The organism is Pseudomonas sp. MWU16-30316 (genome assembly GCF_020515645.1).
GTDB classification, from domain to species: Bacteria; Pseudomonadota; Gammaproteobacteria; order Pseudomonadales; family Pseudomonadaceae; genus Aquipseudomonas; species Aquipseudomonas cerasi.
On the sequence record NZ_JAIZAZ010000001.1, the window covers coordinates 118,391 to 140,318 of the forward strand.

Genomic DNA, 21,928 nt, shown 5'->3' on the forward strand with positions numbered 1-21,928 from the left:
CGCTTTACCTGCGTCGAAAGGGTTTTCAGTCAGGCTCCTTGACCAATAATAGTGCATGAGTGCTGGCCTTCGATGCATTTTCGTATTCAAATCAAACCCTCGGCGCGTTTGTCAGTCGAACATTCATGTCGTATTCAGCGCGCCAGGGTCGGGGCGCTGTTTTCTGGAGAGTGACGCATGACGCGCAGCCGCAAGATTTTCGCCTGGACAGGTGCCACGTTGTTGGTGGTGCTGGCTATATTGGTCATTGTGATCGTCACTTTCGACTGGAATCGCATCAAACCCACCCTCAATGCGAAAGTCAGCGAAGCGCTGCATCGTCCGTTCGCCATCAATGGTGATCTGGATGTGCGCTGGACGCGTGAGCCCGAACTCGGTGGCTGGCGTGCCTGGGTGCCGTCGCCGCACTTTGTTGCTGACGACCTGAGTCTGGGTAACCCTGAGTGGTCGAAGACCCCGCAGATGGTGACCCTCAAGCACGTCGAATTTCGTCTCTCGCTGCTGCCGCTGCTGGCGCAGCAAGTGGTTATCCCGCGTATCGATCTGACCGGACCCGAGGCTAAACTCGAGCGTCTGGCCGATGGTCGTGCCAACTGGGTGTTCGATCTGCCCAAATCCGACCCGAACGCCGAGCCCTCCAAGTGGGTGATGGACATCGGCGCGATCAAGTTCGACAAGGGACTGGTGAGCTTCAACGACCAGAAGCTCAACGCCAACCTGGACGTGGTGATCGACCTGCTCGGCAAGCCGATCCCGTTCAGTGAAATCGTCGGCAGCAAGGAAGCGAAAAAGGCCCAGGACAAGGGCGCAGTACCGCAGGATTACGCATTCGGTCTGGCGGTCACCGGCCAGTACCACGGTCAGAAGCTGAGCGGCACCGGCAAGGTCGGCGGCCTGCTCGCGCTCAAGGATGCCAATCAACCGTTTCCGGTACAGGCTGACGTGAAGGTCGGTGACACCCATGCGGTGATCGCCGGGACCCTGACCGATCCACAGAACCTGGGCGCGCTGGACCTGCGCCTCAAGCTTTCCGGCGCGAGCCTGAGCAATCTGTACCCGCTGACGGGGGTGACCCTGCCGGATTCTCCGGCGTACTCCACCGATGGCCGCCTGATCGCCAAACTGCACGACCCGGCCGGCGCCAACTTCCGTTACGAAGGCTTCAACGGCAAGATCGGCAACAGCGATATCCACGGCGACCTGGGCTTCGTCGCCAGTCAGCCCCGGCCCAAGCTGAGTGGCGTGCTGGTCTCCAATCAATTGCTGTTCAGTGACCTCGCGCCACTGATCGGTGCGGACTCCAATGCCGCGCAGAAAAAGCGCGGTGGCGAGAGCAAGCAGCCTTCGGGCAAGGTACTGCCCGTCGAGGAGTTTCAGACTGATCGCTGGCGGGCAATGGATGCCGACGTGGAGTTCACCGGCAAGCGCATCGTGCAGAGCCCGGACCTGCCATTCACTGACCTCTATACCCATCTGGTTCTCAACGATGGTCAGTTGAGCCTCGAGCCGCTGCGTTTTGGGGTGGCAGGTGGCAAGCTGGACGCGGACATTCGCCTCAACGGGCAAAACAAACCGATGCAGGGCAGGGCCAGGCTGTCGGCGCGCAATTTCAAGCTCAAGCAACTGTTCCCGACCTTCGAACCGATGAAAACCAGCTTCGGTGAGCTGAACGGCGATGCCGATATCAGTGGCCGTGGCAACTCGGTTGCAGCCTTGCTGGGGACTGCCAACGGCGAAATGAAGATGCTGGTGAACGACGGTGCGATCAGTCGTGGCCTGATGGAAATTGCCGGGCTTAACGTGGGCAACTACGTCGTTGGCAAGCTGTTCGGCGACAAGGACGTAAAAATCAATTGCGCGGCCTCGGACTTCGGCATCAAGGACGGGCTGGCGACCAGTCGGCTGTTTGTTTTCGATACCGAGAACGCCATCATCTACATCAACGGCACTGCGAACCTGAAGACCGAGCAACTGGACCTGCAGATCAACCCTGAGTCCAAGGGCTTCCGCGTGTTCTCGCTGCGCTCGCCGTTGTATGTCAACGGCCCGTTCGCCAAGCCCAACGCAGGCGTGCAGTCCGGCCCGCTGTTGCTGCGCGGAGCCGGCATGGTCCTGCTCGGCGCAACCGTAGGCCCTGCTGCAGGTCTGCTGGCGCTGGTCGCCACTGGCGACAGCGAGCCCAATCAGTGTGGCCCGCTGCTGGAGCAGATGCGCACCGGCAAGGCGCCTAAGACGGTGAAGTAACGCTCCACCTCTCGTGCCAGCGCTCCGCGTTGGCGCGCACTTGGCCGGACCCAGAGCGTCCAGAAATGCATTCCCACGCTGGAGCGTAAGGAACGATGTTTACGTCGCTGGCCTGAGAAAATACTTCCCCACAAAAAAGCCAGGACACAGGTCCTGGCTTTTCATTTGCTGTCGCGAGTTACAGGTCTTCGAGAATATCCGCCATGTCATCAGCGTGCTCTTCTTCCTGAGCAAGGATCTCTTCGAAGATGCGGCGGGTAGTCGGATCGCTGTCGCCGAGGTATTGAATGATTTCGCGATAGCTGTCGACGGCGATGCGCTCGGCAACCAGATCTTCGTAAACCATTTCCTTCAATGTGTTACCCGCCACGTACTGCGCGTGGGAGTTCTTCGACAGGGTGTCCGGGTTGAACTCCGGCTCGCCGCCCAGTTGCACAATACGCTCGGCCAGTTTGTCGGCGTGCTGCGCTTCCTGCTCTGCGTGTTCCAGAAACTCGGCTGCCGCGACGCTCGCTTTCAGGCCTGACGCCATGTAGTAGTGGCGCTTGTAGCGCAGCACACAGACCAGCTCGGTAGCCAGCGATTCATTGAGCAGGCGCAGGACCGTTTCGCGGTCAGCGCTGTAGCCTTGAGTCACAGCACCATCCTCAACGTTCTGGCGTGCGCGCTGGCGCAGAGTATTTACATCGGAAAGCTGTGATTGCGGTGCAGAATTCATCATTTATCTCCAGGACTCATCAGGTTTTGCTGTCTCGCTCTGTGGGTGGCCCGGCAGGATCAGCAAAGATTGTGAGTAGCGAAGGGGGCAAAAAGTTTTATCGGATTTTCACTGATACGGACGGCGGTGTCTGAATGTAAAAATATAAGAAACGAGTGCCGAGCCCCGCGGTCCCAACCTTGAGACCCAAATAAATCGTGGAGATACACAATGCTCAAGTTCCTGGGAAGCACCGTTGGCATCATCTTTCTGATCGGCCTGGTCGTGGTTATCGCCCTGTTCAAGCTGGTTTTCTAAAAACGCATTCAACAAAAAGCCCGAGGCATCCATGCCTCGGGCTTTTTGTTTGTGCCTGCGTTTTGATTACATCGCTTTTTCGTTCTTCTCGCGTTGTTCGCACGTCATGAAACCTTTGTTGGTCACACGGCCGTCGCTGTTGAAGCTGACGTGGTAGACCTGTTTGTGGCCGTCCTTGTTCATGACGTAGTTGTTGCAAGTGCCTGGGTTGACCTTACGCTCGATAGTGCTCGACGGCTCACCGCCGATAGTCAGGACCTGCTGGCGCGTCATGCCGTTCTCGACCTGCTTGACCAGCGGCTCGTTGCGATAAGTGACGTAGTCCACCGGGTTCTGCACGGTTGTGTTGCTGCAGCCAGCCATCGTCGCCAATACAAAGGTCGCCGCGAAGAGTTTTTTGTACATCGTTATTGCTCCACATGTCAGAGCCGGTTTTGGCCCGGTATGCCTTGGAGCAGAAGAGGGGCTCAAGAGTTCGAAAAAAAGATGGCGATGAGGCAGTACCTCGCATCCACCCTGAGGCCGTTGCTGACCCCCCTGAACGCCATGACAATCGGGCATGAAAAGCGCTTTGAATATTCCTCGCACGTTCCCGAAAGGCCGAGGTCAATCTGATGGCATGGTTGAGCGTTTTGCTCGGCCTTGGGCTCGGTCATCGGTTGTCGGACCGTAGTTCGTTAATCAGCCGCTCCTCAGTGACGGCCAGGAAGATGCGATGAGCGATAAAGAACTGTATGAGATCGAGTACACCCTGCTCGGCGAGCACCACGTAGACATTATCGAGAATCTGGATGTGCCCATCATCGAAGTGGTGCACGAACTGGCGCTCAAGCATCACGTAGAACTGGACGAGCTGCCAATGGGTGAAGCCGGGCTGCCGCTTGCCGCCGGCATCACCGATGTGTCGATTCACAGCCTGGAGGGCAGCGAAGGCAGCGCGACTGCCTAGTCCGCCCTGGATCGCAGCGGCGTCGTCCAGCGTTCCGCGAGGATGACGCCGCAGAGGGTCAGCGCTCCGCCGAACAGGTGATAGAGCGCCAGCTGCTCGCCCAGTGTCGCCGCGGCAATCAAGGCCGTGGCGATGGGCATCAGGTTGAAGAACAGTGTTGTGCGGCTGGGGCCCAGGCGCATGATCGAGGTCATCCACAACCAGGGTGCGAGCATCGAGGTTGGAATCGCTGCGTACAGCACCATCGGTATGTTGTTCGCATTCAGACCGGTTTTCGCCGACAGCATGAACGGCGGCAGCAAAACGATAATCGCCAGCAGGATCTGTACGTAAAGCAACTGCAGGGGCGGCAAACGCAACTGCCACTTCTTCAGCAGCGTGCTGTAGACCGCATACGATGCGGCGGCCACCAGCACCATCGCATCGCCCCGATTGACCCCCTGCTCAATCAGACCGGCCGGATTGCCCGCCGAGACCACGACCACCACTCCCGCGAATGACAGCACCGCCCCCAGCAGCGCACCCGAGGTCAGACGAGTGCCGAGGCAGGCTATCGACAGCCCCAGCGCCATCATCGGCACCATCGACTGAATGATCCCCATGTTGGTGGCGGTTGTCAGGCTGGCCGCGAAATACGCCAGGCTTTGATACAGCGCTGTGCCGAGCACGGCCAGAATGAAAATCTTGCCGAGTACCGGTTTGATCGCCGCGCGGTTCGCCCACACAGGCCCGAGCATGAACGGTGTGAACAGCAAGCCAGCCAGCGCCCAGCGATAAAAGCCAATTTCAGCCGGAAAGATCACCCCGGCAGACGCCTTGGTGACGGCTGTGTTGATCGCCCAGATAAGGATGGTAATCAGCGGAAAAGCGTATTGCATGAGTGGATCATCGTTAGAGCGAGGCGTAATTATCCGCCTGTTTGTCGAGAATGCCAGCGGCGATGTTGGGTGCTCCGTCACAGAGCGCAGACGCTGACTACACTGAATCTCAGTCTGTGCCGCCCGGTGCAGTGGATCTGGAGAGTGGATCGATGAACAAGCTCGGTATTCCTGTATTGCTCGTTGGCTTGATGTTATCTGCCCAGGGTTTCGCTGCGACCGCGCAGCAGAACAAAATGACCACCTGCAATGCCGACGCCAGCGCGAAGTCGCTGAAGGGCGATGAGCGCAAGACGTTCATGAGCACTTGCCTTAAAGCGGCACCGCCGCCAGCGGCGACCCAGCAGGAGAAGATGAAAACCTGCAACGCGACTGCCAGCACTCAGGCGCTCAAGGGAGACGCGCGCAAGAGTTTCATGAGCGATTGTCTCAAGAAGAAATAATTTTTCAGTCGGCATCTTTGCGGCAGGCAAGAGGCGCGGGTGCAGTAAACACTGCACTTTCGCGCCGTTCTCGAGCCGATCATCGGGTAGATGATTGCGGCGTGTTTTTTCCGGCTTTCTGATCACTGGTTCTGGACTGAGAAGGCTGGCAGACTGCCCACCTTCCTTGTGTTGCCCGTTGAGGGTCTATGCCAACGTTTTCTGCGCGTCAGGTGTTAATAGCCAGCTGGATTCTTGTATTTGGCGGTCTGTTATTGGTGTTGCCATTCAAGTTGTTGCCCAGTCTGTTGGCCGGACTGTTGGTTTTCGAGCTGGTCAACATGTTGACCCCCAAACTGCAGCGGCTGATCTCCGGCGAACGTGCTCGCTGGCTGGCCGTAGCGTTGCTCGGCACGCTGGTGGTCAGCCTGCTGACGCTGATTTTTGCCGGCGCCATCAGTTTTGTGCTGCACGAAGCCGAAAATCCGGGCGCCTCGCTCGACAAGTTCATGACCCTGGTCGACCGCGCTCGTGGTCAGCTGCCTCCGTTCATCGACGCCTACCTGCCTGCCAGCGCAGCGGAGTTTCAGGTTTCGCTCGGGCAATGGCTGCAGAAGCACGTGGGCGAATTGCAGTTGATCGGCAAGGGGGCGGCGCACATGTTCGTCACCATGCTGATCGGCATGGTACTGGGCGCGATCATTGCCTTGCAGCGTATCTCCGACGTGCATGCGCGCAAGCCGCTGGCGGCTGCTCTGTTCGATCGCCTGTACCTGGTCAGCCGGGCGTTTCGCAACATTGTTTTTGCCCAGATCAAGATTTCCCTGCTCAACACGGCGTTCACGTCGGTGTTCCTGGCCATCGTATTGCCGCTGTGCGGAATTCACCTGCCGCTGACCAAGACCCTGATCATCATGACCTTCCTGCTCGGCCTGTTGCCGGTGGTGGGTAACCTGATGTCCAACACGTTGATCTTCATCGTCGGCATGTCCATCTCGATCTGGGTCGCGCTGGCTGCGCTGGGCTATCTGATCGTGATCCACAAGGTCGAGTATTTCCTCAATGCGCGCATCGTGGGCGGACAGATCAACGCCAAGTCGTGGGAGTTGCTGCTGGCGATGCTGCTGTTCGAAGCCGCATTCGGCCTGCCGGGCGTGGTTGCAGGGCCGATTTACTATGCGTATCTGAAGAGCGAGTTGCAGAAGGAAGGGTTGGTCTAGGGCGCTTGCGCATGTAGCCGTCCGAAACAACGCCTGTCACTTCACCGCGTTGGCATGCAGTTCTGGACGCTCTGCGTCTGCAGTGCCGCAGAACATCCACATGGCTCGAAACACGCCCGCCCGTGGGAGTGATTCACATGGCTTGAAAACACCCCGGCCCTACAGGAGTGAGCTTGCTCACGAAGAGGCCGGTGCAGCCGCTGGAAGCCCATTGGTCAGGTAATCCGCCTTCGCGAGCAAGTTCGCTCCCACAAGATCAGCGATCTGTGACGCGGAGCATCACGAAGGGCATTCCCACGATAGGCGCATGACTAGCCGTAACGCTTCTTCGCTTCGATGGCCAGGCCGCTACCGATGCTGCCGAAGATGTTGCCTTCAACGTGGCGCGCGTTGGGCAGCATGTCCGAGACGCTGTTGCGCAGGGCAGGGATGCCGCTTGAACCGCCGGTGAAGAACACCGTGCTGACCTGTTCGACACTCACGCCCGCATCGTTCAGCAAGTTCGTCACGCTGTTGCGCACCCGCTCGAGCTGGGCGTCGATCGCTGCTTCGAACATCACCCGGCTCAGGTCCACGCTCAGTCCGGCTTCCACGCGATCCATAGGCAGATGGCGGCTGTCGGCGTGGGTCAGCTGGATCTTGGTTTCTTCCACTTCCATGGCCAGCCAGTGCCCGGCGCGTTGTTCGATCAGCTTGAACAGGCGATCGATGCCACCGGTGTCTTCGATGTCGTAGCGCATGCTGCCCAGGGCCAGTTGCGATTTTTGCGAGTACACCGCGTTGATGGTGTGCCAGGTCGCCAGGTTCATGTGGTGGCTGGTGGGCATGTACGCACCGCTTTTCATGCGGCTGCCATAACCGAACAGCGGCATCACGCCTTGCAGGCTCAACTGCTTGTCGAAGTCGGTCCCGCCGATGTGTATGCCACCGGTGGCAAGGATGTCCTGCTGGCGATCATCGTGCCGGCGTCGCTCGGGCGACAGACGTACCAGCGAAAAGTCTGACGTACCGCCGCCGATGTCAACAATCAGCACCAGCTCTTCGTCCTGGATGGTGGACTCATAATCGAAGGCCGCAGCGATGGGCTCGAACTGGAAAGATACGTCCTTGAAGCCGATCTTGCGCGCCACTTCAGCCAGCGTGTCTTCGGCTTCCTGATCGGCCTGAGCGTCGTCATCGACAAAATGCACCGGACGGCCCAGCACGACCTGCTCGAATTCGCGGCCAGCTGTTTGCTCCGCGCGCTTTTTCAGCTCGCCGATAAACAGTGCCAGCAAATCCTTGAACGGCATCGCCGTGCCCAGCACGCTGGTGTCATGCTTGATCAGCTTCGAGCCCAGCAGGCTCTTGAGCGAGCGCATCAGGCGGCCTTCGTAGCCCTCCAGATACTCGTGAAGCGCCAGGCGGCCATACACCGGGCGGCGTTCTTCCATATTGAAGAACACCACCGAAGGCAGGGTAATCTTGTCGTCCTCCAGCGCGATCAACGATTCCATGCCGGGTCGTTGCCAGCCGACAGTGGAGTTGGACGTGCCGAAATCGATACCGCAGGCACGGGCCGGGGATTGGTCATTCATGTCTTTTACGTTCCAGTCAAAAAACGGCCGCGCAGTTTATGCCAGCGCGGGCAAATTGCGTAGCGCGACACGTCGCTTATATTTACCTGGCTGTATTTGCGACCAAGGCTTGAACTGAGGCCCGTTACCCCCAATCTTGAAGGGATTCTCGGTAGACCCTGTTGTCGGACATTATGTTGTCGAGCTATCGACCTGCCGACAAAGGCAGCTGGTCTATCTGTATATTTTTCGACGTTAGGTAATCCAGATGCCTCGTGACAGAGGGAGCTGGGCACGTGACGCCAGCGTATCTGGCTTTGCCGGATAATTCGGATGGGTGATCGTTACATGGATTTCAAAGACTACTACAAGATACTTGCCGTGGAGCCGACTGCGGACGACAAGGCGATCAAGACCGCCTATCGCAAACTCGCGCGCAAGTATCACCCGGACGTCAGCAAGGAGGCAGGCGCCGAAGACAAGTTCAAGGAAGCCTCCGAAGCGTATGAGGTACTCAGCAGCCCGGAAAAGCGCGCCGAGTATGACGAGCTGCGCAAATACGGTCGTCAGGGCCGCCCGTTCCAGACCCCGCCGGGCTGGCAAAGCCGTGCCGGCGCCGGGGCAGGCGGGTTCGAGGAAACGGCAGACTTCTCGGAGTTTTTCAGCTCCATTTTCGGTGGCCGGCCACAGCAGGGCGGGCGTACCCGCAACCCTGGGCGTACCGGGCAGGACGTGGAGATGGAACTGGCGGTATTCCTCGAAGAGACCCTGTCGGGGGAATCCAAGCAGGTCAGCTTCAAGGTGCCGCAGCACAGCCCCAACGGGCAGCGCATGAGCGATATCACCAAGACCCTGAACGTGAAGATTCCCGCGGGCGTGGTCGATGGCGAGCGTATTCGCCTGAAGGGGCAGGGCGCGCCGGGCGTGGGCGGTGGTGCCAATGGCGACCTGTACCTGATCATTCGCCTGGCCCCGCACCCGCTGTTCGAGGTCGAGGGGCATGATCTGGTCATCACCGTCCCACTGGCCCCCTGGGAAGCCGTGCTGGGTACCAAGGTCGCTGTGCCGACGCTGACCAGCAGGATCAACCTGACCATCCGCCCGGACAGTCAGAACGGTCAGCGTCTGCGGATCAAGGGTAATGGCTTGATGAACAAGAGTGGCGAACGCGGTGATCTTTACGCGCAGTTGAAAGTCGTCGTGCCCAAGCACACCGACGAGGCTACCCGGGCGCTCTGGCAGAAACTGGCAGACAGTTCGTCGTTCGATCCTCGCGCGCAGTGGAAGGGTTGAGCGTAGCGGTCTTGCGATTCTGTCTTTTCTGAATGGGCTGATGCGCCACCCGCATCAGCAGGCAATCAGCCTCGCTCAGTTTTTCGGCAGCACCACATTGAAGGTCGTGCCCTCACCAATGGTCGAGGTCACAGTGATGCTGCCACCGTGGGCGTTGACCACTTCCTTGACGATGAACAGGCCAAGACCCAGGCTGGTCGATGTACCGCGTGTTTCGCTGTTTTCCTCGGTGCTGCGCACCAGCGGATCGAAGATCGTCCCGATAGCGTCTTCGGCAATCGGCTTGCCTTCGTTGTGTACCACCAATACCACCGCTTTCTCGGCACCCGTAACACTGACCGTTATCTCGTGACTGGCCGCACCGTGCTGCAGGGCGTTGCCGATCAGATTCTGTAACATCTGGCTGATCCGTCCGGCGTCCCAGTGACCCTTGGTGTTGCCTTCGATGTTCAGTACCGGAACAGAGTCCGGTCGCCCGGCGCAGGCTTCCTCGATGGCTTCACGGCAAGCACTGGCCAAATCCATGTATTTGCGTTCAACCGGTAGCCCGGCGCCCAGGCGACTGCGCACGAATTCCAGCAGATCGCTGACCATCGAGCCCATATGGCGGGTGCTGGTCTGGATACGCGAAACATAGGATTGGGTCTTTTCGTCCAGCGCTATCTTGCGTGCCAGCAATTCCGTCGACATGCTGACGGCCTGCAGCGGCGCGCGCAGATCGTGACCCAGAATGGCAAGAAATATATCCCGTGAGCGGCCGACCCGTTCCGCATAGGCAGCGGTGGATTCGGCAAGCGCCTCGTCGATGGCTTCGTTGAAACGAATCACGTCCTGAAAATCGGCCAGTTGCGGCGCTGCCAGGCTTTCTACCCAAAGGCGGATGACGCTGGCGCGCAGATGGCGAAATTCCGACGTCATCTGCACCAGATCAAAGCCGACCTCATGACGCAACTCGCCATGGCTGCTGGCTGCTTCGTCCAGGCTTGGCGTCTTGTTCAACTCTTCGCCTCTGGCCTTGGCAATCTCCTCGCTTTTGCTCTGCGCGGTATTCATGTCCCGCGCAGCGGCGAGCAGGATCGACCTGGCATGATCCCGCAGCTCGGCTTTGCTCATCGTTTCTGCCGCCGGTTTCAGGGTTCTGGCGAAGTCTTCCCATTCATCGACGATGCGATCCACATGAATAACGATGAATTCGGAAAGGCGCATGGCCGGTTACCTTTGGAGATGCGTGACGAAAGAATGGGCGCATATTACCTCCTTTGCATGACACGACAAACAGGGCGTTTGCTGTCATTTCTGTCAGTAGACGTCCTATTCGCTTCGTCCTATGTTCCCTCCGGGGACTATACGAACGGAGGGCCATGACATGAGCGTCATTACGGTTACAGATGCGATCTTTCAACAGGAAGCTCTTGAAGCCAGCAAGGCGAAGCCGGTCCTGGTCGAAATTTCTACCCGAGGTAACCGAATACCAGGCCAAGTCGGTAACATCAAAGGGCCGTCCGAAGGGGAGGCCCTTTTTTGGGTTCAAAACAGAAAGTACCGCTGCGCCATCGGCAGCACATCCGCGGGCTCGCACCACAGCAACACCCCGTCGGCCTTGACCTGATAGGTCTGCGGGTCGACTTCGATGTCCGGCAGGTAATCGTTGTGGATCAGGTCTTTCTTCTGCACGGTGCGGCAGCCTTTGACGACACCGATCTGCTTCTTCAGGCCCAGTGACTCCGGTACACCGGCATCGAACGCTGCCTGGCTGATGAATGTCAGGCTGGTGGCGTGCAATGAGCTGCCGTAGCTGGCGAACATCGGGCGGTAATGAACCGGTTGCGGGGTCGGGATCGAAGCGTTGGCGTCGCCCATCAAGCTGGCGGCGATGGCACCACCCTTGAGGATCAGGGTCGGTTTGACGCCGAAGAATGCCGGACGCCACAGCACCAGGTCGGCCCACTTGCCAACTTCGATAGAGCCTACTTCATGACTGATGCCATGAGTGATCGCCGGGTTGATGGTGTATTTGGCGATGTAACGCTTGGCGCGGAAGTTGTCGTTGCCCGGACCATCCTGCGGCAGTGGGCCACGCTGTTTCTTCATCTTGTCGGCGGTTTGCCAGGTGCGCATGATCACTTCGCCAACCCGACCCATGGCTTGGCTGTCGGAACTGAGCATCGAAAAGGCGCCCAGGTCGTGAAGGATATCTTCGGCAGCGATGGTCTCGCGGCGGATGCGGCTTTCCGCGAAAGCCACGTCTTCGGCGATGCTCGGGTCCAGGTGATGGCAGACCATGAGCATGTCCAGGTGCTCGTCGATGGTGTTGCGGGTGAACGGACGCGTCGGGTTGGTCGAGCTCGGCAGCACGTTCGGCGAACCACAGGCCTTGATGATGTCCGGCGCGTGACCGCCACCGGCACCTTCGGTGTGATAGGTGTGAATCGTGCGGTTCTTGAACGCGGCCAGGGTGGTCTCGACAAAACCTGACTCGTTGAGGGTGTCGGTGTGGATCGCGACCTGCACGTCGTATTCGTCGGCCACGCTTAGGCAGTTGTCGATGGCCGCAGGTGTGGTGCCCCAGTCCTCGTGCAACTTCAGACCGATGGCCCCCGCCTTGACCTGCTCGATCAGCGGGCCGGGCAGGCTGACGTTGCCCTTGCCGGTGAAGCCGATGTTCATCGGGAACGAGTCCGAGGCCTGGAGCATGCGCGCCATGTGCCACGGGCCGGGCGTGACAGTGGTGGCATTGGTGCCCGTGGCCGGGCCGGTGCCGCCGCCGATCATGGTCGTCACGCCGCTCATCAGCGCCTCTTCGATCTGCTGCGGGCAGATGAAGTGGATGTGCGTGTCGACGCCACCCGCGGTAAGGATCATGCCTTCGCCGGCAATGACTTCGGTGGCGGCGCCGACCGCGATGGTCACGTCCGGCTGGATGTCCGGGTTGCCCGCCTTGCCAATGGCCGCGATACGCCCGTTCTTGATGCCGACGTCGGCCTTGACGATGCCCCAGTGATCGATGATCAGGGCATTGGTGATCAGTGTGTCGACTACGTCAGCGGCCAGCAACTGGCCTTGGCCCATGCCGTCACGAATGACCTTGCCACCGCCGAACTTCACTTCTTCGCCGTAGGTGGTGAAGTCCTTCTCGACCTCGATCCACAGCTCGGTGTCGGCCAGGCGAACCTTGTCGCCGACGGTGGGGCCGAACATGTCTGCGTAGGCTTGTCGGCTTATCTTCATCTTTCGTACCTCGGATTCAGAGCGGCAAGCTGCAGGCCGCAAACTGTAAGTTTTTCAAAGCGACCAGCGGCGAGCTGCAAGTCGTTAGTCGTCAAAGCTTTTGATCCTCGTGCCCAGTGCCCATCGTCATACACACGTCCCGATTGGATGCCTGTGTGACCGGTGCGGCGATCCGCATTGCTCACGAAGACGTTAGTCCGAACGCCCTGTTTCTGGAGGCTGTACCGGCCTCTTCGCGAACAAGTTCGCTCCTACGGCCTTCGGCCAGAATCAAAAGCAGACTTGTGTATAACGATGAACGCGGAGCGTAGGAAGGGTATTCCAAAAGCCTTCAATCCAGATCGCCCATCACCCGACCGGCAAACCCGTAAACCTTGCGCAAGCCGGCCAGGTCCACCAGCTCGACTTCGCGGGACTGGCCCGGCTCGAAGCGCACCGCGGTGCCGGCCGGAATGTTCAGGCGCATGCCCCGGCTGGCGGCGCGGTCGAAGGTCAGTGCGTCGTTGGTTTCGAAAAAGTGGAAATGCGAGCCCACCTGAATCGGCCGGTCGCCGCTGTTGGCGACGGTCAGGCTGAGGGTGCGGCGTCCGGCGTTGAGTTCGATATCGCCGGGCTGGATCTGGTATTGACCAGGGATCATGTCGGTTGCCCCAAGGTTTTGAAATAAATGGCGGTGGGATGCAGGCGCCCGTCCGGTGTGGCGCAATAATCCGGCAGCTCACCGACACGGTGGTAGGCCAGCGCGCTGTAGAAGGCTTCAGCCGCCGAGCCTGCTTCGGTGTCCAGGTGCAACAGCCCACGTTTGTGTTTCACGGCCGCCTGTTCAACGGCCTCCATCAATTGCCTGCCCAGGCCACGCCCGCGCGCCGCAGGCAGCACCATCAGTTTCTGTACTTCGGCGCGGTTCAGGCCGTTGGGCTTCTGGCACAGCGACAGTTGCGCACTGGCCAGGACGTTCTCGTTCTCGACCACCACCCACAGCAGCAGAGAGCCAGCGGCGACATCGGCTCTGAGCCCGTCGCACCAGCCGTAGGCCTGCGCCATGTCGAGGTCGGCCATGAAACCGACCGACGCGCCATCATGAACCGTATCGAACAACAATTGCGCCAGACCCTGGCGGTAATGCGCGAAGCTTTCGGCGGTGACGCGGCGCAGCTGTGCTGGATTCATGGCGTGCTCTCTAAAGGGCGGAGGGGGCTTGCGAAGCCGGTGGCTGAGCACCGGGCGACAGGTCGAGCTGCATGAAGGTCAGGTCCAGCCAGCGGCCGAATTTGGTGCCGACCTGCGGCATTTGTCCGGTGGTCTTGAAACCCAGGCGATCATGCAGGGCGATGGACGCAGCGTTACCACTTTCGATCGCCGCGACCATCATGTGCTTGTCACAGGCACGGGCGCGCTCGATCAAGGCGGCCATCAGACGCGGGCCCAAGCGTTTGCCACGCTGGTCAGCGCGCACGTAAACCGAATGCTCGACCGTATGGCGAAAGCCTTCGAACGGCCGCCAGTCGCCAAACGACGAATAGCCGAGCACTTCGCCTGCGGTGTCGGTGGTCACCAGAATCGGATAACCCTGACTCTGGCGAGCGGCGTACCAGGCCTGGCGGTTGGCCAGATCAACCGGCTGCTCGTTCCAGATAGCCGTGGTATTGAGCACTGCGTCGTTGTAGATCTCCAGAATGCCCGGCAGATCGTCCGGCAGGGCATCGCGAATCACGTCCTGCATGATCACTCCTTCAGGCAATCGGCTGATGCACGGTGACGAGTTTGGTGCCGTCCGGAAAGGTGGCTTCCACCTGAATCTCCGGGATCATTTCCGCGATACCTTCCATGACCTGATCGCGGCTCAGCAGGGTCGTGCCGTAGTGCATGAGCTCAGCGACGGTCTGTCCGTCACGCGCACCTTCGAGCAGTGCCGCAGAGATGTAGGCCATGGCTTCCGGGTAATTGAGCTTCACACCGCGTGCCAGGCGCCGTTCGGCGACCAGTCCGGCGGTGAAGATCAGCAGCTTGTCTTTTTCGCGTGGTGTCAGGTCCATGGGGCTTCCGTTTGTTCAAATTCGGTGGTTGATCGTTCCCAGGCTTGAGCCCTCATTGTTATGTATAAGTCTGTTTTGGGTTCTGGCCGAAGGCCGTGGGAGCGAACTTGTTCGCGAAGGGGCCGGTGTAGTCGCCGAAAATGCAGCGCCTAAAACATGGTCTTCGCGAACAAGTTCGCTTCTACGCCCTGCGGGCAGAAGCGCTAAAAGCCCCGATTTTCGGGCTTTTCAGGACTTATGTACCACGCTGAGTGCATCAGCGCCGAGGGTGTAGCCTGGAATGCAGAGCGTCCAGTCATCAATCAGGTGTTCCAGATTCTTGGCGTTACCGCCTCGCGTCCCAGCAGGGCAGGGCGCAGGTATTTCCAGATTTGTATCAGCCAGGCCCGCGCGTGCAATGCTTCGTCTGCCAGACAGCGAGCGACCAGCAGACCGGGCAATTGAGTCAGGTCGCCGCGTACCGGGTTGGGCATCGACAGCGAACGGCAGGCCTCGAGCAGCTCGCTGCTTACTTCGCCGGTCATCAGCAGGGTGGCGAACACCGTTCTGCCGTCCAGGCCGATGGGCGAGTCCAGCAGCCCGTCGCCACCGATAATGCGTTGTCGCTCATGCCAGAGCAATGTGCCGTCGCGACGTATATCCAGATGCGACTGAAAATGCCCGTGCTCGAACCGCTCGCCACTGGCCGGGCGGCCCAGCGCCACTACATCCCAGTAACACAGCTTCGCATCACCGTGCAGCTCTATCCGAGTGCTCAGCTCTGCCTGGGCATTGCTGAAGACGATGGTTTCCTGCGGCAGCCATTCCAGCGTCGCTCCAGGCTGGACGTGCAGTTCCAGTTGCTGAAAGGCCGGGCTGGCGGCGCGATACCATTTGGCCGCGCCGGGGCTGGTCAACTGTGCCCAGGCATTGGCCCCCACGGTGGCCGAGATATCCAGCCGGTCACCCCCGGCGATACCGCCTGGTGGATGAACGATGATGTGCTGGCACACCTCCGGGCCTTCGGCGTACAGATGCTTTTGCACCCGCAGCGGTCCTTTGTGGCGCCGCTGCGTCGGGCGTGTGCTGTCATCGAAACGGCCGTAACCCAATTCCAGCTCGGCGTGCCAGCTGGGGGTGAAGAGGGCGGTGTTGGCAGGCAGGTTCATGGTGTCTTCATTGGCTTGTCGAATGCTGCACGATAACGGATTGGCGCATCAAATAGTGACCAGACCACGAACGCCGTCGGTCTCCATGTTCTCGCCACGGCCCTGCTGGACGATCTCGCCCCGCGACATCACCAGGTACTGATCGGCCAGCTCCGCGGCGAAGTCGTAGAACTGCTCGACCAGCAGAATCGCCATGTCGCCACGCTCGGCGAGCTTTTTGATGACGGCACCGATTTCCTTGATCACCGAGGGCTGAATACCTTCGGTGGGCTCGTCGAGAATCAGCAGGCGTGGACGGCTCGCCAATGCCCGGCCTATGGCCAGTTGCTGCTGCTGACCACCGGACAGATCGCCGCCGCGGCGGTGCTTCATTTGCAGCAGCACCGGGAACAGCTCGTAGATGAAGGCCGGCACTTCCTTGGCCTCGGAGCCCGGAAAACGGGACAGGCCCATGAGCAGATTTTCCTCCACCGTCAGCCGACCGAATATTTCCCGGCCCTGCGGTACGTAAGCGATCCCGGCATGTACCCGTTGATGCGTCTTGAACTGGGTGATGGTCTTGCCTTCCCATTGCACCGAACCTTCCTTGGATGGCAGCAGGCCCATCAGCACGCGCAAGAGCGTGGTCTTGCCCACGCCGTTGCGGCCCAGCAGGCAGGTGACTTCACCGACCTTCACATCGAACGACAGACCGCGAAGAATGTGGCTGCCGCCGTAATACTGATGAAGCTTTTCGACCTGGAGCATGGTGGGTGTTCTCGTCTATTGCAGCGTAATCGCAGTGTTGCGACGCGGGGCGTCTGGACAGGTATTCCCGCGCAGCGCGCCGGAACGATCGGTTCGTTGCGTCAGCGTCCCAAATACACTTCGATCACGCGTTCATCGGCCTGTACGTCGTTCAGCGAGCCTTCAGCCAGTACGCTGCCCTGGTGCAGCACGGTGACATGGTCGGCAATCGAGCCGACGAAACCCATGTCGTGCTCAACCACCATCAGCGAGTGCTTGCCGGCGAGGCTCTTGAACAGCTCGGCGGTAAATTCGGTTTCGGCATCGGTCATGCCCGCCACCGGCTCGTCGAGCAGGAGTAATTGCGGGTCCTGCACCAGCAGCATGCCAATCTCCAGAAACTGCTTCTGGCCGTGGGACAGCAAGCCTGCAGGGCGCTGCATCGAGCTGGTCAGGCGGATCGTTTCCAGCACCTCACCGATCCGGTCCTGTTGTTCGCCGCTCAACCGCGCACGCAAACTGGCCCACACCGATTTGTCGGTCTTCTGCGCCAGCTCAAGGTTTTCGAACACGCTCAAGGCCTCGAATACTGTGGGTTTCTGGAACTTGCGGCCGATGCCGGCCTGGGCAATCTGCACTTCGGTCATCTGCGTCAGGTCCAGCGTTTCACCGAACCATGCCTTGCCGTGGCTGGGCCGGGTCTTGCCGGTGATGACGTCCATCAGCGTGGTCTTGCCCGCGCCGTTGGGGCCGATGATGCAGCGCAGTTCGCCTACGCCGATGTACAGATTCAGATCGTTCAGGGCCTTGAAGCCGTCGAAGCTGACGCTGATGTCTTCCAGCGTCAGGATCGTACCGTGGCGAGTGTTGAGGCCTTTGCCGGCGCTTTTGCCGAGCCCCACTGCGTCTCGGCTGGTGCCGGCATCGGAGTTTGGCGCGAGGATCGGTTCAAGCATGAAAGACGGGGTCGGAGTGGTTTTCATTGCTCGCTCCTTTTCTTCAGCATGCCGATCACGCCCTTGGGCAGATACAGCGTGACGATGATGAACAGCGCGCCAAGAAAGAACAGCCAGTATTCCGGGAAGGCCATGGTGAACCAGCTCTTCATGCCGTTCACCAGACCTGCGCCCAGCAGCGGGCCGATCAGCGTGCCGCGGCCACCCAGGGCAACCCAGACAGCGGCTTCAATGGAGTTGGTCGGCGACATTTCGCTGGGGTTGATAATGCCGACCTGCGGCACATACAAGGCGCCAGCCAGACCGCACAGCACAGCGCTCAGGACCCAGACGAACAGTTTGAATCCGCGCGGATCGTAACCGCAGAACATCAGGCGGTTTTCCGCATCGCGCAGTGCCGTCAGCACGCGGCCGAACTTGCTCTGCGCCAAGCGCCAGCCGATGTACAGACTGGCCACCAGCAATGCGACCGTGGCCAGAAACAGCGCGGCTCTGGTCCCTTGTGAACTGATGCTGAAGCCCAGAATGCTGCGGAAGTTGGTGAAGCCGTTGTTGCCGCCAAAGCCGGTCTCGTTGCGAAAGAACAGCAGCATGCCGGCGAAGGTCAGCGCCTGGGTCATGATCGAAAAGTACACGCCCTTGATCCGCGAGCGGAAGGCGAAGAAGCCGAATACCAGCGCCAGCAGTCCCGGTGCCAATACCACCAGGCACATCGCCCAGAGGAAATGGTCGGTGCCCGCCCAGTACCACGGCAGCTCGGTCCACGACAGGAAGGTCATGAACGCAGGCAAACCGTCGCCTGCGGCCTCGCGCATCAGATACATGCCCATGGCATAACCGCCCAGGGCGAAGAACAGGCCGTGACCCAGCGACAGTAGCCCGGCGTAGCCCCAGACCAGATCCAGCGCCAGCGCGACAATGGCGTAGCAGAGGATCTTGCCCACCAGGGTCAGGGTGTAGGCCGAGACCTGAAAGCCGTTATCGGCAGGCAGCAACGACAGCAGCGGCAGTGCCAGCAGCACCACCAGTATTACGCAGCCTGCAGTCAGCGTGCCTCTTGGCCCGACTTTTTGCGCGGCAGTTACTATCAATGGCTGGCTCATCAGTCGATCACCCGTCCTTTCAGTGCGAAAAGGCCTTGCGGACGTTTCTGGATAAACAGAATGATCAGCGCCAGAATCAGGATCTTGCCCAATACAGCGCCGATTTGCGGTTCTAGAATCTTGTTGGCGATGCCCAGCCCGAAGGCCGCCATCACGCTGCCGGCCAGTTGCCCGACGCCACCGAGCACGACCACCAGGAACGAATCGATGATGTAGCTTTGCCCAAGATCAGGGCCCACGTTGCCGATCTGGCTCAGGGCAACACCCCCCAGACCAGCGATACCTGAGCCCAGACCGAAGGCCATCATGTCGATGCGCCCGGTCGGTACGCCACAGCAGGCGGCCATGTTGCGGTTCTGGGTGACGGCGCGCACGTTCAGGCCCAGACGGGTCTTGTTCAGCAGCAGCCAGGTCAGTACCACCACGAACAGCGCGAAGGCGATGATCACGATGCGGTTGTAAGGCAGCACCAGATTAGGCAGCACCTGGATGCCACCCGACAGCCATTGCGGGTTGGCGACTTCAACGTTCTGCGCGCCGAAGGCAAGACGCACGGCCTGAATCAGCATCAGACTGATGCCCCAAGTTGCAAGCAGCGTTTCCAGCGGGCGGCCATACAGGTGACGAATGACCGTACGTTCCAGAGCCATGCCGATCGCGGCGGTGACAAAGAACGCCACTGGCAGCGCGATCAGCGGGTAGTACTCGATGGCCCCCGGTGCATAGCGCTGCAGCATCAGTTGCACAACGTAGGTGGAGTAGGCTCCCAGCATCAGCATCTCGCCATGGGCCATGTTGATCACACCCAGCAGGCCGAAGGTGATCGCCAGACCCAGCGCCGCCAGCAACAGGATCGAGCCCAGCGACATGCCGCTGAACGCCTGACCGAGGATTTCACCGATCATCAGCTTGCGCTTGACCTGCGCCAGGCTGGTTTCAGCCGCCACGCGTACCGAAGCGTCGGTTTCCACGCCGGGTGCCAGCAATGATTCAAGACGGGTACGCGCCAGCGGATCACCGGTTTCGCCCAGCAGCCGCACGGCAGCCAGACGTACTGTCGGGCTGGAATCGACCATTTGCAGGTTGGCCAGCGCCAGGGTCAGCGCGCTTTTGACGCTTGAGTCGGATTCGCTGGCCACGCGTTCGGTCAGCAACTCGAGTTGTGCAGGGCGCGCGCTTTTTTGCAATTGCAGGGCCGCGGCCATGCGCAGTTGTGTGTCGGCTGCCAGCAACTGATGGCTGGCCAGCGCCGTTTCAACCAGGCCACGCAGCCGGTTGTTCAAGCGCAATTTACGCGGTTCGTCAGGCGTTGGAGCATCGGCGGCGGCAGGAGCCTGTGCATCGACGGCCACGTATTGATCGTTGTTTTCGATCCAGGCGCGCTTGCTGCTGTCAGCACCTACACGGCCATCGCGCAAGGCTTCAAGCAGCTCGACGCGTTCCGGCACAGGCTTGGCGGCCCAGGCCTCCAGCAGCTCTGCCTGTTGCGAAGAACTGGCTGCGACAAAGTCACTGGCATCACCGGCCTGGGCAGCCAAAGGCAGCAGCAGGCTGATGGTGAGGATCAAACGGTAGAAATAAGAAGGCATATCAATATGGCCTTGGTCTGTTATGGCGTTCCACTAGACATTCGTGGCTGTTCGCCCTGACGCTGCTCGTTCCTCACGCTCTGCGTGGGAATGCCTTTCGTGACGCTCTGCGTCAACCATGCACCGAGCCGCGCGCTCAGGATCGGACGCGGAGCGTCCAGAACTGCGTTCCCACGCTGGAGCGTGGGAACGATCAGGCTGTGTTGATAGGGGGTCAGTTGCTCTTCGCCGGGGCGTCCGGCTTCTTGTCGTTGCCAGGGATGTACGGGCTCCAAGGCTGGGCGCGGATCGGCTCTTTGGTCTGCCATACAACGTTGAACTGACCGTCGTCCTGGATTTCGCCGATCATCACTGGCTTGTGCAAGTGATGGTTGGTCTTGTCCATGGTCAGAGTAAAGCCCGACGGCGCGGCGAACGTCTGTCCGGCCATGGCTTCACGGACCTTGTCCACGTCGGTGGATTTGGCTTTCTCGACCGCCTGCGCCCACATGTGAATGCCGACATACGTGGCTTCCATCGGGTCGTTGGTCACGGCCTTGTCAGCGCCTGGCAGGTTTTTCTTTTTGGCGTAGGCCTTCCAGTCAGCCACGAACTTCTTGTTGACCGGGTTTTCCACCGACTGGAAGTAGTTCCAGGCGGCCAGATGGCCTACCAGTGGCTTGGTGTCGATGCCGCGCAGTTCTTCTTCGCCCACCGAGAAGGCCACAACCGGCACGTCGGTAGCGCTCAGGCCCTGGTTGGCCAGTTCCTTGTAAAACGGCACGTTGGAGTCGCCGTTGACGGTGGAGATAACGGCCGTCTTGCCACCGGCGGAGAACTTCTTGATGTTGGCCACGATGGTTTGATAATCGGAGTGACCGAACGGGGTGTAGACCTCTTCGATATCGGTATCTTTCACGCCTTTGGAATGCAGGAAGGCGCGCAGAATCTTGTTGGTGGTGCGCGGGTAGACGTAGTCGGTGCCGAGCAGGAAGAAGCGCTTGGCCGAGCCGCCATCTTCACTCATGACATATTCGACGGCAGGGATGGCCTGCTGGTTAGGCGCAGCACCGGTGTAGAAAACATTGGGCGACATCTCTTCGCCTTCGTACTGCACCGGGTAGAACAGCAGCCCGTTGAGTTCTTCGAAGACCGGCAGCACCGATTTGCGCGACACCGATGTCCAGCAGCCGAATACCACGGCTACTTTATCCTGGGTCAGCAACTGACGGCCTTTTTCCGCGAACAGCGGCCAGTTGGACGCCGGGTCGACGACGACCGGCTCCAGCATCTTGCCGTTGACGCCGCCTTTGGCGTTGATCTCGTCGATGGTCATCAAGGCCATGTCCTTGAGCGATGTCTCGGAGATGGCCATGGTGCCGGACAACGAATGCAGAATGCCGACCTTGATGGTCTCGGCTGCCTGAACGGTCCAGGTCAGCCCCATGGCGGCGATGGATGCGGACAGGGTAAAGGCTTTGATCAGGCTGCGACGCTTCATTGACTGGCTCCCTTAGTACATTGTTTTGAGGTTTGGCGGCGGTGCATTTTTTGCTCTTTCAGGCTTTAGCAAGGTCTGGGCCAAT

General features: G+C 59.9%; 22 protein-coding genes. 5 read left to right on the forward strand and 17 right to left on the reverse strand.

Translation table 11 applies throughout. The annotated features are described in order from the left end of the window. Positions 1-177 precede the first annotated feature (177 nt). Positions 178-2,244 carry an AsmA family protein gene (locus LCH65_RS00690; protein ID WP_003368911.1) on the forward strand — a complete coding sequence of 689 codons (2,067 nt, stop codon included), beginning with the start codon at positions 178-180 and terminating at the stop codon, positions 2,242-2,244. 178 nt (positions 2,245-2,422) lie between these two features. Here LCH65_RS00690 and LCH65_RS00695 read toward each other — a convergent pair whose 3' ends face one another. From LCH65_RS00695 to osmE, 3 genes are all read right to left on the reverse strand, one after another. After that, positions 2,423-2,962, reverse strand: coding sequence for a ferritin-like domain-containing protein (locus LCH65_RS00695; RefSeq protein ID WP_003431762.1), 540 nt, complete (start codon positions 2,960-2,962; stop codon positions 2,423-2,425). A gap of 108 nt (positions 2,963-3,070) precedes the next feature. After that, positions 3,071-3,292: a hypothetical protein gene (locus LCH65_RS00700; protein ID WP_181013255.1), complete on the reverse strand. Its 222-nt coding sequence runs from the start codon at positions 3,290-3,292 to the stop codon at positions 3,071-3,073. A 33-nt stretch (positions 3,293-3,325) separates the two neighbouring features. Beyond that, the gene (gene osmE, locus LCH65_RS00705; protein WP_003431761.1) at positions 3,326-3,664 is read right to left on the reverse strand and encodes an osmotically-inducible lipoprotein OsmE; all 339 of its coding nucleotides are present in this window, start codon (positions 3,662-3,664) and stop codon (positions 3,326-3,328) included. A gap of 310 nt (positions 3,665-3,974) precedes the next feature. Between osmE and LCH65_RS00710 the strand changes: the two genes are divergently transcribed. Then, positions 3,975-4,208, forward strand: a complete 234-nt coding sequence (locus LCH65_RS00710; RefSeq protein ID WP_003368905.1) for a hypothetical protein — start codon at positions 3,975-3,977, stop codon at positions 4,206-4,208. On the opposite strand, the gene LCH65_RS00715 is transcribed toward LCH65_RS00710, so the two are convergent. Beyond that, complete coding sequence (locus LCH65_RS00715; protein WP_003431760.1) at positions 4,205-5,086, reverse strand: DMT family transporter; 882 nt, start codon at positions 5,084-5,086, stop codon at positions 4,205-4,207. The two genes, LCH65_RS00710 and LCH65_RS00715, sit on opposite strands and share 4 nt — an antisense overlap. 152 nt (positions 5,087-5,238) lie before the next feature. Between LCH65_RS00715 and LCH65_RS00720 the strand changes: the two genes are divergently transcribed. Both LCH65_RS00720 and LCH65_RS00725 read left to right on the forward strand, forming a co-directional pair. Continuing rightward, entirely contained in the window at positions 5,239-5,529 is a 291-nt protein-coding gene (locus LCH65_RS00720; protein WP_003368898.1) for a PsiF family protein, read from the forward strand. Positions 5,530-5,717: 188 nt separating this feature from the next. Then, complete coding sequence (locus tag LCH65_RS00725) at positions 5,718-6,728, forward strand: AI-2E family transporter (protein ID WP_003368896.1); 1,011 nt, start codon at positions 5,718-5,720, stop codon at positions 6,726-6,728. Positions 6,729-7,039: 311 nt separating this feature from the next. Here LCH65_RS00725 and LCH65_RS00730 read toward each other — a convergent pair whose 3' ends face one another. Beyond that, positions 7,040-8,305, reverse strand: a complete 1,266-nt coding sequence (locus LCH65_RS00730) for an Hsp70 family protein (protein ID WP_054081937.1) — start codon at positions 8,303-8,305, stop codon at positions 7,040-7,042. Positions 8,306-8,632: 327 nt separating this feature from the next. Between LCH65_RS00730 and cbpA the strand changes: the two genes are divergently transcribed. Then, on the forward strand, positions 8,633-9,577 hold the full coding sequence (gene cbpA / locus LCH65_RS00735) for a curved DNA-binding protein (RefSeq protein WP_003368891.1): 945 nt from the start codon (positions 8,633-8,635) through the stop codon (positions 9,575-9,577). A gap of 75 nt (positions 9,578-9,652) precedes the next feature. Here the strand turns inward: cbpA and LCH65_RS00740 are convergent, their stop codons facing one another. The 12 genes from LCH65_RS00740 to urtA all read right to left on the reverse strand — a co-directional run bounded on the left by LCH65_RS00740 (position 9,653) and on the right by urtA (position 21,843). Further along, positions 9,653-10,783, reverse strand: a complete 1,131-nt coding sequence (locus tag LCH65_RS00740; RefSeq protein ID WP_003368890.1) for a HAMP domain-containing sensor histidine kinase — start codon at positions 10,781-10,783, stop codon at positions 9,653-9,655. Between the two features lie 321 nt (positions 10,784-11,104). Continuing rightward, entirely contained in the window at positions 11,105-12,805 is a 1,701-nt protein-coding gene (ureC, locus tag LCH65_RS00745) for an urease subunit alpha (RefSeq protein ID WP_003368889.1), read from the reverse strand. Positions 12,806-13,136: 331 nt separating this feature from the next. Continuing rightward, a complete protein-coding gene (locus LCH65_RS00750; protein WP_002555403.1) occupies positions 13,137-13,445 on the reverse strand; it encodes an urease subunit beta in 309 nt (102 codons plus the stop codon). Beyond that, a complete protein-coding gene (locus tag LCH65_RS00755) occupies positions 13,442-13,975 on the reverse strand; it encodes a GNAT family N-acetyltransferase (RefSeq protein WP_003431756.1) in 534 nt (177 codons plus the stop codon). Before LCH65_RS00755 ends, LCH65_RS00750 begins: the two co-directional genes overlap by 4 nt. A 10-nt stretch (positions 13,976-13,985) precedes the next feature. Next, entirely contained in the window at positions 13,986-14,528 is a 543-nt protein-coding gene (locus LCH65_RS00760; protein WP_046718943.1) for a GNAT family N-acetyltransferase, read from the reverse strand. A gap of 10 nt (positions 14,529-14,538) precedes the next feature. Then, positions 14,539-14,841, reverse strand: coding sequence for an urease subunit gamma (gene ureA, locus LCH65_RS00765; protein WP_003317023.1), 303 nt, complete (start codon positions 14,839-14,841; stop codon positions 14,539-14,541). Positions 14,842-15,143: 302 nt separating this feature from the next. Further along, positions 15,144-15,989, reverse strand: a complete 846-nt coding sequence (locus LCH65_RS00770; RefSeq protein ID WP_003431754.1) for an urease accessory protein UreD — start codon at positions 15,987-15,989, stop codon at positions 15,144-15,146. Between the two features lie 48 nt (positions 15,990-16,037). Further along, positions 16,038-16,736, reverse strand: a complete 699-nt coding sequence (gene urtE / locus LCH65_RS00775; RefSeq protein ID WP_003368879.1) for an urea ABC transporter ATP-binding subunit UrtE — start codon at positions 16,734-16,736, stop codon at positions 16,038-16,040. A gap of 101 nt (positions 16,737-16,837) precedes the next feature. Beyond that, entirely contained in the window at positions 16,838-17,698 is an 861-nt protein-coding gene (gene urtD, locus LCH65_RS00780; protein ID WP_003368877.1) for an urea ABC transporter ATP-binding protein UrtD, read from the reverse strand. Then, positions 17,695-18,774, reverse strand: a complete 1,080-nt coding sequence (gene urtC / locus LCH65_RS00785) for an urea ABC transporter permease subunit UrtC (protein WP_058397066.1) — start codon at positions 18,772-18,774, stop codon at positions 17,695-17,697. The genes urtD and urtC overlap by 4 nt, the downstream gene beginning before the upstream one ends. Beyond that, positions 18,774-20,363, reverse strand: a complete 1,590-nt coding sequence (gene urtB, locus LCH65_RS00790; RefSeq protein ID WP_003368874.1) for an urea ABC transporter permease subunit UrtB — start codon at positions 20,361-20,363, stop codon at positions 18,774-18,776. The genes urtC and urtB overlap by 1 nt, the downstream gene beginning before the upstream one ends. 214 nt (positions 20,364-20,577) lie before the next feature. Continuing rightward, positions 20,578-21,843, reverse strand: coding sequence for an urea ABC transporter substrate-binding protein (gene urtA, locus LCH65_RS00795; RefSeq protein WP_096128150.1), 1,266 nt, complete (start codon positions 21,841-21,843; stop codon positions 20,578-20,580). Between the last annotated feature and the right edge of the window lie 85 nt (positions 21,844-21,928).